The sequence below is a fragment of the Acidovorax sp. FW305-C-20-28 genome (genome assembly GCF_058783375.1).
Genome location: NZ_JBYSYM010000017.1, coordinates 17,592 through 32,752, shown reverse-complemented (window position 1 = coordinate 32,752; position 15,161 = coordinate 17,592). Strand labels below are relative to the sequence as shown.

The window sequence follows — 15,161 nt, the reverse complement described above, 5'->3', positions numbered from 1 at the left end:
TGATGACTACGGATCGACTTAGGCGATCTTGAAACGGGCGACAGACTGGCGCAGTTCTTCGGCCATGTGCGACAGTTCGCGCACCTGTTGGGCCGTGGTACGGGTACCTTCTCCGGTCTGCTCCGTCACGGCAAAAATGTGCTGGATGTTGTCGGCCACTTCGTTGGCCAGAACGGCTTCACGCGAGGTGGAGGAGGAGATCTGCTCGATCAGCTCGGCAAGGCGGCGCGACACGCGGTCGATTTCGGTCAGTGCGGTACCGGCGGAGTCAGAGAGGCGAGCCCCTTCCACCACACCCTGCGTGGAGCGTTCCATAGCGGCCACGGCGTCCTGGGTGTCGGTCTGAATGGCCTTCACGAGTGCCGAGATCTGGCGCGTGGCGTCTGCGGAGCGTTCAGCAAGGCGCTGCACTTCTTCCGCCACCACCGAGAAGCCGCGACCGGCTTCACCAGCGGATGCGGCCTGGATGGCAGCGTTCAGGGCCAGCACGTTCGTCTGCTCGGTAATGTCGGAAATCAGTTCCGTGATTTCACCGATCTCCTGCGAGGATTCGCCCAGGCGCTTGATGCGCTTGGAGGTGTCCTGGATCTGGTCGCGGATGGAGTTCATACCGCCGATGGCGTTCTGCACGGCCTGCAGACCGGAGTCGGCGGCTTGCAGCGATTGGCGGGCCACAGTGGCCGACTCTTGCGCTTGCGTGGACACTTCGTTGATTCGGGTCGCCATGTCGAGAACGGAGCGGCCGGTTTCGCGAATTTCGCGCAGCTGTTCGGTCGAGGCCGCCAGCAGTTCGGTCGAGGTGGAATCCACCTGGGCCGTCGTCTGCGCCACGCGGGTCGCCGTGTTCTGCACGCTGCCCACCAGCTGGCGCAGTTCTTCCACCGTGTAGTTCACCGAGTCGGCGATGGCGCCGGTGATGTCCTCGGTCACGGTGGCTTCCTGGGTCAAGTCGCCTTCAGCGACCGACTGCAGTTCGTTCATCAAACGCAAAATGGCGGCCTGGTTGGCGTCGTTGACGCGCTTGGCTTCCTGTTCCTGGCGCTTGGCGTCCTTCTGTTGCGATTCGGCAGCGGTCTGGCGGCCACGGCTGTCCAGCAGCTGGACGCGCGAAATGCCGATACCGCACAGCAGCACGAACAGGCCGGCGAGGCCCAGGGCCGCGATCTGCCCGGCACCCAGGCCGGTCTGGGCAGACAGCTTGCTCTGCAGGCCTTCGAGCTGGCGGCGCAGCGGTTCGCTGTCGGCAATGATGGCGGATTGCGCTTCACGGGCAGACACCAGGCCTTGCAGGTTGCCCAGAATGGCGCTGGCCTGCGTGCGGGTCTGCTCGTACAGCTTCACGAGACCGTCGAGCTGCTCACGTGTCTGTGCGTCCTTGGTCGCGGCCAGGCGCAGTTCGGGGCTGCCGTCGAGCAGGCCCTGGGCGATTTCCTTGAACGAGTTCAAGTCCTTGCCCAGCAGGAACACGGCCTCGGGGCTCACGCCTTCCATGGTCTGGAATTCGTTGGCGGACTTGCCGATGCGCTGGGTCAACATCACGAGCTGGCCGGCGGCCGAGATTTCGGCGGCGGGAGCGTTCTGCTGCAGCTTGAGCGAGGACACCGTCTCGGCGATTTCCAGCAGGTCGGACGACTGGCGGTTGATGGTGCGCAGAGCGTCGCCCACCTGGGTCAGGATCTTTTGCTGGCCCATCACCACACCGGCGTTGCGCTCGGCGCGCTCCATCAGCGGCGTCACGGCTTCCAGGTCGGGCTTGTAGGGTTCGCCCAGCGATTGCACGCCGAGTTCGTTGTCACCCGCGGTCAGGGCGCGCACGTTGCGCGCCAGCACGCCCGAGCTTTCCACCACGTCGGGGAAGGCCTGGGGGCTGCCCACCAGGGCCTGCGACACCGACTTGGCCAGGCGCTGCGACTGCATCAGGGACTGGCCGGTAGCAGCGAGCTGCTGTGCCGAGCGGTCCGCCTGCACCAGCACCCAGTAGGCGATGCCACCCAGCACCACCACGCCAACGGCCAGCAGGGCCAGCAGGCGGCGCTGGTGGCCGGCTGCCGTGGAGGTGCCCAGCACCGGCAGGGAGATCAGGTCGTCATCGCTATCGGGTTCGCTGAGCTCGGAGGGGTAGCCACCGGGGTCACCCTGCACGCTGTTCATCGCATCGCTCTGGTACTCGCGCAGCGCGGCTGCCTCGAGCGAACCGGTCCCCAGTGCGTCCTGGCCGTCATCGGCCGCAGCATTGCCCGCTGCGGCGTCCGGCGTGCCGGGCTTCCGGTTGAACAGTTTTCCAAATTGATTGACGACGGACATGGTGCAGCCTTACAGAAAAACTCAAGCACTGATGCTCAGGAAAGCGGGATGTTGGGACAGGATCTGCAGATTGAGCTCCTGCCAGCGCGCACCACCTGCATCGATGTAGGTGGTACCGAAGAATGCGGGAGATTCCGGTGCAGGAGGCTCCGAGGACACGAAGGACTCCGTGCCGCGCAGGCCGGCCAGGCGGTCCACCAGCAGCGCGGCGTTCACTTCGAGCACGGCGTTGAAGGCCAGCAGGCTGGACTCGGCCAGGGCCTGCTCGGAGCGCGTGACCGTGGTACCCAGCATGCCGGCGAGGTCGGCCACGCCGACCAGCCCGCCGCGCAGGTTGGCAACCCCCAGGAACCAGCTTTGCGTGTACGGCACGGGCTGGACGGTGACCCAAGGAAAAATCTCGCCCGATTGGGCGAGAGGTAGAAGGTAGTACTGCCCTGCTGTCTCGACAGCCAGCCAGGACGATACGGACAAGCCTTCCGATCTGGCGGCCTGCAGGCGGCTGGCCAGTCGGACTTGGAGCTCGCGGAGGGCTTCGCGGTTGGCCATGAACGCGCCGCCGCCTCAGTTCAGCGCGTCAATCTTGGCCTGCAGCTCGGCGGGATCCACCGGCTTGGTGATGTAGCCGCGCGCACCCTGGCGCATACCCCAGACCCGGTCGGTCTCCTGGTTCTTGCTGGTGCACATGATGATGGGCACATCGGCGTACAGCGGGTCGCGGGTGATCGCGCGCGTGAGCTGGAAGCCGTTCTGGCCGGGCATCACCACGTCCATGAGGATCAGGTCGGGCTTGTCTTCGGCCAGGCGGCGGAAGGCTTCTTCGGCGTTCTCCGCCGTGCGCACCTGCATGCCTTTTTTCTGCAGCAGGTCCGTCAGAAACATCAACTCGGTCTTCGAATCGTCGACGACCAGAACTTTCTGGATGGGCATTACATCGCTCCTTGTTGGGAATTGCCGAATTGCTGCACAGCCTGCAGCAACTGGTCTTTGGTAAACGGTTTGGTGAGATATTCCTGGCAGCCGACCATGCGCCCGCGCGCCTTGTCGAACACGCCGTCCTTGGAGGACAGCATCACCACCGGAGTATCTGCGAAACGGGCATTGCGCTTGATGATCGCGCAGGTCTGGTACCCGTCGAGCTTGGGCATGAGAATGTCACAGAAAATCAGCTGCGGCTGGTAATCGTTCACTTTCGCCAAAGCATCAAAGCCGTCGTCTGCCAACAAGACTTCGTGCCCCCCCTGCTTGAGAAAAATCTCGGCGCTTCGGCGGATGGTATTGCTGTCATCCACCACGAGCACTTTGAAAGATGCGCCTGTTGTAGTCAATTGCTAATGCTCCCGATGGAAAAATAAACAGCGCGGCCCAAGAGCCGCGCATCAGATCTGAACCATCTCGAAATCTTCCTTGCGGGCGCCACATTCCGGACAGGTCCAATTCATGGGGACCTGGTCCCATGGAGTGTTGGGGGCGATGCCGTGCTCGGGCGCACCCTCTGCCTCGTCATATATCCACCCGCAAATCAAACACATCCAAGTTTTAGAGTCGGTCACAGCTTAAAGGGCCTTCACATAGAATGCAACGATTGTATCTAGTCATCTCCCCGGGCTGCGGCTTCCTTGCCACCCCCTATGCTGCCACTGGCCCATGACATCCTCTGCACTCCCCCCTTCCGAAATCGGTGACACCGATGACGCATCCGGCGACGAAGCCAGCCCGGCCTGCGTGCTGGTTTTCAACGCCAGCGACCCCAGCGGCGCCGGCGGCCTGACGGCCGACATCAGCAGCATCGCATCGGTCGGAGGCCACCCCGTCGCGGTGGTCACAGGCGCCTACGCACGTGATACGGCGCAGATATTCGACCATTTCAGCTTTGACGACGAGGCCGTGTCCGAGCAGGCCCGCGCGGTGCTCGAAGACATGCCGGTGCAGGCCATCAAGGTGGGTTTCGTGGGCAGCCCCGAGAACATCAGCGCCATCGCCGAAATAACCACAGACTATGACGAGGTTCCAGTCATAGCCTACATGCCCAACCTGTCCTGGTGGACGGATGAGCAGATCGATGAGTACCTGGACGCTTTCCGTGAGTTGTTGTTACCGCAGACCTCAGTGTTGGTTGGAAACCACAGCACGCTGTGGCGCTGGCTGCTGCCGGACTGGAAAAGCGACCGCAACCCCACCGCGCGCGACATTGCCCGGGCGGCCTCCGAGATGGGCGTGCCCTACACCCTGGTCACCGGCATCCCCCTGCCCGAGCAGTTCGTCGAGAATGTGCTGGCCTCGCCGCAGACCGTGCTGGGCAGCGGCAAGTTCGAGCTGTTCGACGCCACCTTCTCGGGCGCGGGCGACACCCTGTCGGCCGCGCTCACGGCCCTGGTGGCCAGCGGCAACGACCTGGGCGAAGCCACCAGCGAGGCGCTGGGCTACCTGGACCGCTGCCTGGACGCCGGCTTTCGCCCCGGAATGGGCCACATCGTGCCCGACCGCATGTTCTGGGCCCAGCCCGAGGACGAGGACGGGGACGACGAAGAAGCCGCCCTTGATGACACCACGGCCATCGAAGGCTTTGTGATGCCCCCCCATGACACCAAGCACTGACCTCAACATCCCCTTGTTCGAACGCGCCAAGGCGCTGATCCCCGGCGGCGTGAACTCGCCCGTGCGCGCCTTCAAGGCCGTGGGCGGCACGCCCCGTTTCGTGAAGCGCGCCCAGGGCGCCCATTTCTGGGACGCCAACGACCAGCGCTTCATCGACTACATCGGCTCCTGGGGCCCCATGATCCTGGGCCATGGCCACCCGGCCGTGGTCGAGGCGGTGCAGAAGGCGGCGCTGGAGGGCTTCAGCTTTGGCGCGCCGACCGAGCGCGAAGTGGAACTGGCCGAGGAGATCATCGGCCTGGTGCCCTCGATGGAGATGATCCGCCTGGTCAGCTCGGGCACCGAGGCCGGCATGAGCGCCATCCGCCTGGCGCGTGGCGCCACCGGCCGCAGCAAGATCATCAAGTTCAACGGCTGCTACCACGGCCATGCCGATGCGCTGCTGGTCAAGGCCGGCTCGGGCCTGGCCACCTTCGGCAACGCCACCAGCGCGGGCGTGCCGCCCGAGGTGGTGCAGCACACCCTGGTGCTCGAATACAACGACATCGCCCAGCTCGAAGAAGCCTTCGCCCTGCACGGCAAGGACCTGGCCTGCCTGATGATCGAGCCCATCGCCGGCAACATGAACTTCGTGCGCGCGAGCGTGCCCTTCATGCAGCGCTGCCGCGAGCTGTGCACCGAGTACGGCGCGCTCTTGGTGCTCGACGAGGTGATGACCGGCTTCCGCGTGGGCCTGACCAGCGCCCAGGGCGTGTACGCCAAGAGCATCCCCGGCTTCCAGCCCGACCTCACCGTGCTGGGCAAGGTGATCGGCGGCGGCATGCCGCTGGCCGCCTTCGGCGGGCCGCGCGCCATCATGGAACACCTGGCGCCCATCGGCGCCGTCTACCAGGCGGGCACGCTCTCGGGCAACCCGGTGGCCACGGCCTGCGGCCTGGCCACGCTGCGCGAGATCAAGAAGCCCGGTTTTTTCGAGGCCCTGTCGGCCCGCACGCAGTCGCTGGTGGACGGCCTGAAGGCGGCTGCCGCCGCCGAGGGCGTGCCCTTTTGCGCCGACAGCGAAGGCGGCATGTTCGGCTTCTTCCTGCTGCCCACCCTGCCCCAGAGCTACCCCGAGGTGCTGACCACCGACAGCGCGCGCTTCAACCAGCTGTTCCATGGGCTGCTGGACCGCGGCGTCTATATCGCGCCCGCGCTGTACGAGGCCGGCTTCGTGAGCTCGGCCCACAGCGAAGAAGACATCGCCGCCACCGTGGCTGCCGCGCGCGAGGTCTTCAAGGCCCTCGCAAAATAAGAGACAGCTACAGGAGGCCGCGCAGTTCGCGGGCGGCCTCCTGCAACAGCGGCAGCATCTCGCGCTGCAGGCTGCCCTCGTCCAGCTGCTTGGGCGAGGCCACCACATTCAGCGCCGCCACGGTCTGCCCCTGCAGGTTGCGCAGGGGCACGGCCAGGGCGTGCACGCCCAGCTCGTGCTCTTCCACCGCCAGGCACCAGTCGTCGCGGCGCGCACGCGCGATGGCCTGGCGCAGCGGGCCGACCTGGGTGAGGGTGTGGGGCGTGAGCCGCTGCAGCGTGGCGCCCTTGAGCCAGGCCGTGAGTGCGGGCGCGGGCAGCGCCGCCAGCAGCACCCGCCCGGTGGAGGTGGGGTGCGCCGGCAGCCGCGCGCCCAGGTGCAGGCCATAGGCCAGCACGCGCGAGGGCGCGCCGTACACCCCGCTGCGCGCCACGATCACCACCTCGCTGCCATCGAGCACCACGGCCGAGAAGGACTGCTGCGTCTGCGCTGCCAGCCGGTTGAGCGTGGGCTGCAGCACGCGCGGCAGCCGTGCCGAGGCCAGGTAGCTGCCCGAAAAACGCAGCACCTTGGGCGCCAGCCAGAAGTAGCTGCCATCGCTCTCCAGGTAACCCAGGTGCGCCAGCGTGAGCAGGTGCCGGCGCGCCGCCGCGCGCGTGAGCCCGGTGCGCTGCGCGGCCAGCGTGGCGTTCAGGCGCTGGCGCTCGGTATCGAAGCTCTCCAGCACGGCCATGCCCTTGGCCATGCCTTCGATGAGGTCGGCCTTGGCGATGGGGGTGGCGGCAGTGGTCATGGGCGGCAGGCGGTCGGGCACTCAAGCATTGCGCGATGATCGCACAAAGCGTCCACTGATCGCACGCAACCGGTTGGGCGGCATCGCGCTTTGACCTGCATCAACCTACGCTTGGGCCATGCCCTGCAAGAGAGCTTGCAGGGCCCGTCCATCCCCAGCTTTGCGAGGTTCCCCCATGCGTACCCAGGTTGCCATCATCGGCGCCGGCCCGGCCGGCCTGCTGCTCGGCCAGTTGCTGCACACGTCCGGCATCGAGGCCGTCATCATCGAGCAACGCAGCGCCGACTACGTGCTCGGCCGCATCCGCGCCGGCGTGCTCGAACAGGTCACCATGGACCTGCTGGAAAAAGCCGGCGTGAGCGCCCGCGCCCATGCCCAGGGCCTGCCGCACGATGGCATCGAACTGCTGTTCAAGGGCGCGCGCCACCGCATCGACCTGCATGCCCTCTCCGGCGGCAGCCGCGTCACGGTCTACGGCCAGACCGAGGTCACGCACGACCTGATGGACGCGCGCGCCGCCGCGGGCCTCACCACCGTGTACGAAGCCGCCAATGTGCGCGTGCACGACTTCGACGGCAGCCAGCCGTGCGTGACCTGGGAGAAGGACGGCCAGACGCACGAGCTGCGCTGCGACTTCATCGCCGGCTGCGACGGCTACCACGGCGTGTGCCGCGCCAGCGTGCCCGAGGGCGCACTCAAGACCTACGAGCGCGTCTACCCCTTCGGCTGGCTGGGCGTGCTGGCCGACGTGCCGCCCGTCTCGCACGAGCTGATCTACGCCAACACCGAGCGCGGCTTTGCGCTGTGCAGCATGCGCAGCACCACGCGCAGCCGCTACTACCTGCAGGTGCCCGACACCGACAAGGTGGAGAACTGGAGCATCGAACAGTTCTGGGCCGAGCTCGCGAACCGCCTGGACCCCGAGGCACGCGCGCACTTGGTCACCGGCCCGGCGCTGGAGATGAGCATCGCCCCGCTGCGCAGCTTCGTGGCCGAGCCCATGCGCTTCGGCCGCCTGTTCCTGGCGGGCGACGCGGCCCACATCGTGCCCCCCACGGGCGCCAAGGGCCTGAACCTGGCCGCCAGCGACGTGGGCTACCTGTGGAACGCGTTTGCCGATTACTACGGCGACAAGTCGAGCGCCGGCATCGACACCTACTCCGACCGCTGCCTGCGCCGCGTCTGGCGCGCCGAGCGCTTCTCGTGGTGGTTCACCTCGCTGATGCACCGCTTCCCCGACACCGGCGAGTTCGGCCAGAAGATGCAGGAAGCCGAGCTCGACTACCTGATCCACTCGCGCGCCGCATCCACGGCGCTGGCCGAAAACTACGTGGGCCTGCCCATGGATTTCGGCACCTGAGGCAAGAGCCGCCCACGGAAAAAGGCCAGGGCCTGGAGTCGCCTCCAGGCCCTGGCCTTTTGTGCTTCGGTGCGCCGGCAGGCCTGCGGCCTCCCGTTGTCCTCAGTGGCGGAAGTGGCGCACGCCGCTGAACACCATGGCCACGCCGCGCTCGTTCGCGGCGTCGATGACCTCGTTGTCGCGCATGGAGCCACCGGGCTGGATCACGCAGGTCGCGCCCGCATCGACCACCACGTCCAGGCCGTCGCGGAAGGGGAAGAAGGCGTCGCTCGCCACCACCGTGCCCTGCAGGCTCAGGTTGGCGTGGCCGGCCTTGATGCTGGCGATGCGGGCCGAATCGAGGCGGCTCATCTGGCCGGCGCCCACACCCATGGTCATGCCGCCCTTGCAGAAGACGATGGCATTGCTCTTGACGTACTTGGCCACCTTCCAGGCGAACAGCAGGTCTTCCATCTCTTCGAGCGTGGGCTGCTTCTGGGTCACGACCTTGAGGTCGGTCAGCGACAGCTCATGGTTGTCGGCAGTCTGCAGCAGCAGGCCCGAGCCGATGCGCTTGGCGTCCATGGCGTTGCGGCCGCGTTGCCAGTCGGTGGTGCCGCCGTGCGCGGGCAGCGCGATCTTGAGCAGGCGCACATTGGCCTTGGCCTTGAAGACTTCCAGCGCCTCGGCCGTGAAGTCGGGCGCCATCAGCACCTCGACGAACTGCTTGGAGATCTGCTGCGCGGCCTTGCCGTCCACCGGGCGGTTGAAGGCGATGATGCCGCCGAAGGCGCTGGTGGGGTCGGTCTGGAAGGCCTTGCTGTAGCTGTCCAGCGCGTCCAGGCCCACGGCCACGCCGCAGGGGTTGGCGTGCTTGACGATGACGCAGGCCGGTGCCTCGAAGCTCTTGACGCACTCCCAGGCGGCGTCGGCGTCAGCGATGTTGTTGTACGAGAGTTCCTTGCCCTGCAGTTGCTCACCGGTGACCAGCGAGCCGGGCGCGGGGTGCAGGTCGCGGTACAGCGCGGCCTGCTGGTGGGCGTTCTCGCCGTAGCGCAGGTCCTGCACCTTGGTGAAGATGCCGTTGCTCTGGCCCGCGAACTGGGCGCGCGCGGGCACGTAGGTCTCCGACAGTTTTTCTTCCTCGAAGGTGACGGACGAGAGGTAGTCGCTGATCGCGCCGTCGTACTGGGCGATGCGGTTGAAGGCGGCCACCGACAGCGCAAAGCGCAGCTTGTCGGAGAGCTTGCCCGCGGCCTTGAGCTCGGCCAGCACGGCGGGGTACTGCGAGGCGTCGGTCAGCACGCCCACGTCCTTCCAGTTCTTGGCGGCGCTGCGCACCATGGCGGGGCCGCCGATGTCGATGTTCTCGATGGCGTCGGCCAGGGTGCAGCCGGCCTTGGCCACGGTGGACTCGAAGGGGTAGAGGTTGACCACCAGCAGGTCGATGGTGTCGATGCCGTGCTCCTTGAGCGCCGCCATGTGCTCGGGCAGTTCGCGGCGTGCCAGCAGACCGCCGTGCACCTTGGGGTGCAGGGTCTTGACGCGGCCGTCCAGCATCTCGGGGAACTGGGTGACCTCGGCCACCTCGGTCACGGGCAGGCCCTTGTCGGCCAGCAGCTTGGCCGTGCCTCCGGTGGACAGCAGCTTGATGCCCAGGGCATGCAGCGCCTGGGCAAATTCAACGATGCCGGTTTTGTCGGAGACGGAAAGAAGTGCGTTCATGGCAGGTCGGTGGGTAGTGTGGAATCGGGTGGGGCGTGGAGGCAGGCGACCGCGCCGGTGGAAGGGCGCGCCAGCAACGATCCGGCGCCGAGGTCAGAGCAGCTTGTGCTCCACCAGTTTCTTGCGCAGGGTGTTGCGGTTCAGGCCCAGCCATTCGGCGGCACGCGACTGGTTGTTCTCGGCCTGCTGCATCACGACCTCCAGCAGCGGGCGTTCGACCACGCGCACCAGCATGTCGTACATGCCATCGGGCGTCTCGCCGCCCAGGTCGCGAAAGTAGCCCTGCAGGCTCTCACGCACGCACTCTTCAATATGTTTCTTGCTCATGCAGCCAATCCCTCTTGTTCTTCGCTGGGGTCTGCGTCGGCGGCCAGTGTGCTGGCGGCGGGAAAACGGTCCATCTGCTGCGCGAGCGCATCCAGGTAGTCCGCCACCGCCTGCCACTGGACCGCGCAGTCCTCGATGGTGTTGATGTGTTGTCGAAAGGCTTCGCCGCCCGGCATGGAGCGCAGGTACCAGGCAATGTGCTTGCGCGCACTGCGCACCCCGGTCAGCTCGCCATACAGGCGGTAGTGGTCGTGCAGGTGGTCCAGCAGCAGGCGCCGCACCTCGGCCACCAGCGGTGGCGCCAGGTGTTCGCCCGTGGCCAGGAAATGCCCGATCTCGCGGAAGATCCAGGGCCGCCCCTGGGCCGCGCGGCCGATCATGATGGCATCGGCCCCGGTCGCGGCCAGCACCTCGCGCGCCTTCTCGGGCGAGGTGATGTCGCCATTGGCCACCACGGGCACGCGCACCGCCGCCTTCACGGCAGCGATGGTGTCGTACTCGGCCTGGCCCTTATAGCCCTGCTCGCGTGTGCGCCCGTGCACCGTGAGCATCTGGATGCCCACGGCCTCGAACTGGCGCGCCAGCGCCACGGCATTCTTGTGCTCCTGGCACCAGCCGGTGCGCATCTTGAGCGTGACGGGCACCTTGTGCGGTGCACAGGCCTCGACCACCGCCTGCGCGATGGACACGGCCAGCGCCTCGTCCTGCATCAGGGCGGAACCCGCCCACTTGTTGCACACCTTCTTGGCCGGGCAGCCCATGTTGATGTCGATGATCTGCGCGCCGCGCTCCACGTTGTAGACCGCGGCCTCGGCCATCATCTGCGCCTCGGTGCCGGCGATCTGCACGGCAATGGGCCCGGGTTCGCCTTCATGGTTGGCCCGGCGCGAGGTCTTGAGGCTGTTCCACAGGTCCTTGCGCGAGGTCACCATTTCGCTCACGGCATAGCCCGCCCCCAGCGCCTTGCACAGCTGGCGGAACGGCCGGTCCGTGACGCCCGCCATCGGGGCGACGAACAAGGCGTTCGCCAAAGGAATGTGGCCGATCTGCATGGAGGGGATGGGGGTGCGCGAATGCCGCGAATGCCGAAAAAGGAGGCAGGATTGTACCTGCTTAAAATTTCAGCAAATGAAATATGCGCGACTTTTTTGAGGCGCGCATGCTGCAGTGCAGCAATACTGCATCACCCCTGCAAGGGGCCCGGTCAGCGGGCCGCGAGATCGGTATCGCTGGCCGGTGCCGGCACGCCGCGCTGGGTGTAGTGCCACCAGGCATCGGGCAGGTTGTCGAACTGGTGGCGCGCCATCAGGCTGCGCAGCCATTGGCGGTTGTGGTGCACATCGGGGGAGAAGTCCTGGGTGGCCGGTGCCAGCACGCCGGACGGTGTGCCCATGTCCACCTCGCCGCCATCGGCCAGGGGGCCGCGCACGAGCTTGCTGGCACGCAGGCCATCGACCACGGCCACCCGCACCACCCAGGCCCCGCTCTCGGCATGGCAGCGCGCCTTGAGCGCCAGGCCCTGGGCCTTCAGGCTGTCTTCCACGGCGCGCAGGGCGGCCGGCTGGCCGGTGGCAGTGCAGCCCTGCCCCGGCACCACGCTGGTCGCGCCCGAGGGCACTGCAGGGGGCACGGCTGCCTGGGGACTCTGCGCGCACGCGGCCAGCAACGCGACCGCTGCCAGCGACAGCCAGGGGCTGCGGCGGGCGATGGTGGGGGTGCGATGGATGGTGTGCATGGGGCCTCCTGCGTGAGCGGTAGCGTCCATGAACGATACGAATCCGCGCCGCGACGGGCCATGCGCAGATGGCGCGCGCCCCTGTAGGACGGAAGCCCTAGCCGGCTTTTCGGCCGCGGGCCACCCCTAAACTCTGGTGCATGGAAAGCATGGAAATATGGATGCACCAGCTGATGCAGTGGCTGGCCCTGCCCCAGGTCGGCCTGAGCACCGTCTTCGTCGTCTCGTTCGTCTCGGCGACGCTGCTGCCGCTGGGCTCGGAGCCGGCCGTGTTCGGCCTCATCCAACTCAACCCGGCAATGTTCTGGCCCGCCATCCTCGTGGCGACGGTGGGCAATACGCTGGGTGGCGGCGTCAGCTGGTGGATGGGCCTGGGGGCCCACAAGGCGGTGGACAAGGCGCGCGGGCATGCCACCAATGTGCGCGCCCTGGCCTGGCTGGAGCGCTTTGGCGCCCGCGCCTGCCTGCTCAGCTGGCTGCCCGTGGTGGGCGACCCGCTGTGCGCCGTGGCCGGCTGGCTCAAGCTGCCGTTCTGGCCCTGCCTGGCCTACATGGCCGTGGGCAAGTTCATGCGCTACCTGGTGATGACCACCGTGCTGCTGCACTTCATGCCCGGGCAACTGGGCGGCTGATCAGGGCGCGGGGGTGCCGAGAAAGTCCTTTTCGGTGCCCAGGGGTGCAATGGACGAATCGCCCTTGGAGACGGGCTCCTCCACCACCACCTGGTTGCGCCCGCCTTCCTTGGCCATGTACATGGCCGTGTCGGCACGCGAGAAGAATTCGAGCACCGACTCGCCCAGGATGTACTGCGTGACCCCGATGGACACGGACACACGGCTTTGCAGCGCCGCGGGCCAGGCATGCGACTCCACGTGGGCGCGGATGCGCTCGCAGGTGTTGAGCGCGGGCAGCAGCGAGGTGCCGGGGAAGATCAGCAAAAACTCCTCGCCGCCATAGCGCCCGAAGATGTCGCCGGCGCGCACATTGTCCTGCGCCACGCGCGAGAAGGTGCGCAACACCTCGTCGCCGCCCAGGTGGCCCAATTCGTCGTTGATGCGCTTGAAATGGTCCAGGTCGATCACCGCCAGGCACAGCGGGATGCCGCTCTCGTCGGCCAGTTGCTTTTGCTCTTCGAGCGCGGCCACGGTGTAGCGCCGGTTGAAGCAGCCCACCAGGGTGTCGCGCTGGGCATCTTCCTGGATGTTGCGGATCTTGCGGCTGGCGCGGTGCAGGATGCGGTGCAGCTTCTGCACCTTGCCGATCAGCAGGATGAAGGCCGGCAGCGCCAGCGCCAGCGACAGCCAGTGCGCCAGCTCCAGCCGCAGCAGCGCCTCGTTGCCCTGCTCGGCATGGTGCAGGCCGATCACCAGCGCGTAACCCCCCATCAGCATGCCGGCCAGGGCCATGAGCGCGCGGCCCGACACCCGGTACATGGCATAGGCCACGACGATGAAGGCAAACGGCGCCATCAGGATCTGCAGGATGGGGGCGAGGTAGCAGAGCACCAGCAGGCTGGCGCAGGCCACCATGGCGATGGGCAGCTTGAGCTGCTTGTCCCGGGCGCGGTGGTGCAGCCCCAGCGCGAAGGCCAGGGCAAAACCGGGCACGCCCACAGCCACCAGCGCCAGCGCGACGAACACGGTGCGCGCCTGCACCATGCCCAGCGCATGGAAGCCCAGCAGCGCCAGGAAGTACAGTGCGATCAGCGCGCTGGCCACCCACCAGCGCCGGGCGGCGGCCCGGTCGCGTGGCTGGCCGGCCAGGTCCATCTCGCGGCGCGAGAGGTGGTGCTGCGCCGCAGGCTCGTCGCTGGAGTCATCGAACTCCAGGATGGCGTCCGTCAGCGGAAAGGCATCGGTGTTGGCGAACAGCGGCTTCTTGCGCCCAAACAGCGTCGCGAGGGGGGAGGTGGCGCCCATGGTGGTCTGTGCACTTGGTTGGAAACGTTCGTTTTTTCAGTCAATGGACAGCCACCAGGGCCAGGGCGGGTTCGCACCGGCGCTTGGCGCACAGACAGGGCGCGCGCGCACAGTCTTGGGGCCCCGATCACGGGACCCGGTATTTTAGGTACAGCCCCCCGCAGCCACCCCCGTGTTTTCCAGTAGCGCCCCCCGCCCGCGCGGGTCAGCGGTCTGCCGCAGCCACGGCCGTGCCCGCACGCACCTGCCACCACCCTTCCAGGCTGTAGACGACCAATGCCGCCCAGATAAGCACGAAGCCTGCCAGCCGGGAGGGCTGCAGCGGCTCGTGGAACAGCCAGACGCCCAGGGCGAACTGCAGGCTGGGCGAGATGTACTGCAGGATGCCCAGCGTCGCCAGCGGCAGCCTGCGGGCCCCCGCGGCGAACAGCAGCAGCGGAATGGCCGTGAGCGGCCCCGCCAGCGCCAGCCAGCCGATGTGGGTGGCATCGCCCTGCACCAGCACGCCCTGGCCTTGCCAGGCCCACCAGGCCATGGCGCCGAAGGCCAGGGGTGCGAGCATCAGCGTCTCCAGCGCCAGGCCTTCGAGCGCCCCCAGCGGTGCCAGCTTGCGCACCAGCCCATAGATGCCGAAAGTGAGCGCCAACACCAGTGCAATCCACGGCAGGCGCCCGGTCTGCAGCGTGAGCCAGAGCACGCCCGCGGCCGCCACGGCCACCGCCAGCCACTGCCCCGGGCGCGGCCGCTCGTGCAGAAAGAAAAAGCCCATGGCCACGTTGACCAGCGGCAGGATGAAGTAGCCCAGGCTGGCATCCACCACATGCTGGTTCTGCACCGCCCAGACATAGGTCAGCCAGTTGGACGAGAGCAGCAGCGCCGACAGCGCAAAGGCCGCCACCACGCGCGGCTGGCGCAGCAGGGCCGGCAGCCAGGCCCACTGCCGGCGCAAGCCCAGCACCGCCAGCAGGAACAGCAAGGCCCAGGCCGTGCGGTGCACCACCACTTCGAGCGCGGGCACATCGGCCACCTGGCGAAAGTACACGGGCAGCAGGCCCCAGGCGACATAGGCCAGGCTGGCGTAGAGGATTCCGGGGTTCATGGGGATCGGGGATTCGGGCGCATAAAAA

At 67.2% G+C, this 15,161-nt stretch carries 16 protein-coding genes; 4 read left to right on the top strand and 12 right to left on the bottom strand.

All coding sequences use genetic code 11. The features are described from left to right. Positions 1 to 18 precede the first annotated feature (18 nt). From AC3WOH_RS19415 to AC3WOH_RS19395, 5 genes are read right to left on the bottom strand one after another with little or no spacing between them, the layout of a single operon-like run. Entirely contained in the window at positions 19 to 2,304 is a 2,286-nt protein-coding gene (locus AC3WOH_RS19415; RefSeq protein ID WP_492230940.1) for a methyl-accepting chemotaxis protein, read from the bottom strand. A gap of 21 nt (positions 2,305 to 2,325) precedes the next feature. Further along, positions 2,326 to 2,853 carry a chemotaxis protein CheW gene (locus tag AC3WOH_RS19410; RefSeq protein WP_184857419.1) on the bottom strand — a complete coding sequence of 176 codons (528 nt, stop codon included), beginning with the start codon at positions 2,851 to 2,853 and terminating at the stop codon, positions 2,326 to 2,328. Positions 2,854 to 2,868: 15 nt separating this feature from the next. Next, the gene (locus tag AC3WOH_RS19405) at positions 2,869 to 3,234 is read right to left on the bottom strand and encodes a response regulator (protein WP_007853160.1); all 366 of its coding nucleotides are present in this window, start codon (positions 3,232 to 3,234) and stop codon (positions 2,869 to 2,871) included. Next, complete coding sequence (locus AC3WOH_RS19400) at positions 3,234 to 3,632, bottom strand: response regulator (RefSeq protein ID WP_005796099.1); 399 nt, start codon at positions 3,630 to 3,632, stop codon at positions 3,234 to 3,236. The genes AC3WOH_RS19405 and AC3WOH_RS19400 overlap by 1 nt, the downstream gene beginning before the upstream one ends. Positions 3,633 to 3,683: 51 nt before the next feature. Then, positions 3,684 to 3,857 (bottom strand): rubredoxin, encoded by a 174-nt coding sequence (locus AC3WOH_RS19395; RefSeq protein WP_007853166.1) that lies wholly within the window; start codon positions 3,855 to 3,857, stop codon positions 3,684 to 3,686. Positions 3,858 to 3,951: 94 nt separating this feature from the next. Here AC3WOH_RS19395 and thiD point away from each other — a divergent pair, with 94 nt between their 5' ends. Beyond that, complete coding sequence (thiD, locus tag AC3WOH_RS19390; protein WP_492230939.1) at positions 3,952 to 4,902, top strand: bifunctional hydroxymethylpyrimidine kinase/phosphomethylpyrimidine kinase; 951 nt, start codon at positions 3,952 to 3,954, stop codon at positions 4,900 to 4,902. Then, entirely contained in the window at positions 4,886 to 6,196 is a 1,311-nt protein-coding gene (gene hemL, locus AC3WOH_RS19385; RefSeq protein ID WP_492230938.1) for a glutamate-1-semialdehyde 2,1-aminomutase, read from the top strand. The genes thiD and hemL overlap by 17 nt, the downstream gene beginning before the upstream one ends. A 7-nt stretch (positions 6,197 to 6,203) precedes the next feature. Here the strand turns inward: hemL and AC3WOH_RS19380 are convergent, their stop codons facing one another. Beyond that, positions 6,204 to 6,989 (bottom strand): IclR family transcriptional regulator domain-containing protein, encoded by a 786-nt coding sequence (locus tag AC3WOH_RS19380; protein WP_184857413.1) that lies wholly within the window; start codon positions 6,987 to 6,989, stop codon positions 6,204 to 6,206. A gap of 175 nt (positions 6,990 to 7,164) precedes the next feature. Between AC3WOH_RS19380 and pobA the strand changes: the two genes are divergently transcribed. After that, positions 7,165 to 8,349 (top strand): 4-hydroxybenzoate 3-monooxygenase, encoded by a 1,185-nt coding sequence (pobA, locus tag AC3WOH_RS19375; protein WP_492230937.1) that lies wholly within the window; start codon positions 7,165 to 7,167, stop codon positions 8,347 to 8,349. 102 nt (positions 8,350 to 8,451) lie between these two features. Here pobA and purH read toward each other — a convergent pair whose 3' ends face one another. The 4 genes from purH to AC3WOH_RS19355 all read right to left on the bottom strand — a co-directional run bounded on the left by purH (position 8,452) and on the right by AC3WOH_RS19355 (position 12,115). Continuing rightward, entirely contained in the window at positions 8,452 to 10,053 is a 1,602-nt protein-coding gene (purH, locus tag AC3WOH_RS19370; RefSeq protein ID WP_492230936.1) for a bifunctional phosphoribosylaminoimidazolecarboxamide formyltransferase/IMP cyclohydrolase, read from the bottom strand. A 93-nt stretch (positions 10,054 to 10,146) separates the two neighbouring features. Beyond that, positions 10,147 to 10,380, bottom strand: a complete 234-nt coding sequence (locus AC3WOH_RS19365) for a Fis family transcriptional regulator (protein WP_007853190.1) — start codon at positions 10,378 to 10,380, stop codon at positions 10,147 to 10,149. After that, positions 10,377 to 11,432: a tRNA dihydrouridine synthase DusB gene (gene dusB, locus AC3WOH_RS19360; RefSeq protein ID WP_492230935.1), complete on the bottom strand. Its 1,056-nt coding sequence runs from the start codon at positions 11,430 to 11,432 to the stop codon at positions 10,377 to 10,379. The genes AC3WOH_RS19365 and dusB overlap by 4 nt, the downstream gene beginning before the upstream one ends. Positions 11,433 to 11,584: 152 nt before the next feature. After that, on the bottom strand, positions 11,585 to 12,115 hold the full coding sequence (locus tag AC3WOH_RS19355; RefSeq protein ID WP_492230934.1) for a D-Ala-D-Ala dipeptidase: 531 nt from the start codon (positions 12,113 to 12,115) through the stop codon (positions 11,585 to 11,587). A gap of 161 nt (positions 12,116 to 12,276) precedes the next feature. Between AC3WOH_RS19355 and AC3WOH_RS19350 the strand changes: the two genes are divergently transcribed. Further along, on the top strand, positions 12,277 to 12,747 hold the full coding sequence (locus tag AC3WOH_RS19350; protein WP_492230933.1) for a YqaA family protein: 471 nt from the start codon (positions 12,277 to 12,279) through the stop codon (positions 12,745 to 12,747). On the opposite strand, the gene AC3WOH_RS19345 is transcribed toward AC3WOH_RS19350, so the two are convergent. After that, on the bottom strand, positions 12,748 to 14,034 hold the full coding sequence (locus AC3WOH_RS19345; RefSeq protein ID WP_492230932.1) for a GGDEF domain-containing protein: 1,287 nt from the start codon (positions 14,032 to 14,034) through the stop codon (positions 12,748 to 12,750). It abuts the gene before it with no gap. Positions 14,035 to 14,239: 205 nt separating this feature from the next. Continuing rightward, on the bottom strand, positions 14,240 to 15,133 hold the full coding sequence (rarD, locus tag AC3WOH_RS19340; protein ID WP_492230931.1) for an EamA family transporter RarD: 894 nt from the start codon (positions 15,131 to 15,133) through the stop codon (positions 14,240 to 14,242). Positions 15,134 to 15,161 lie beyond the last annotated feature (28 nt).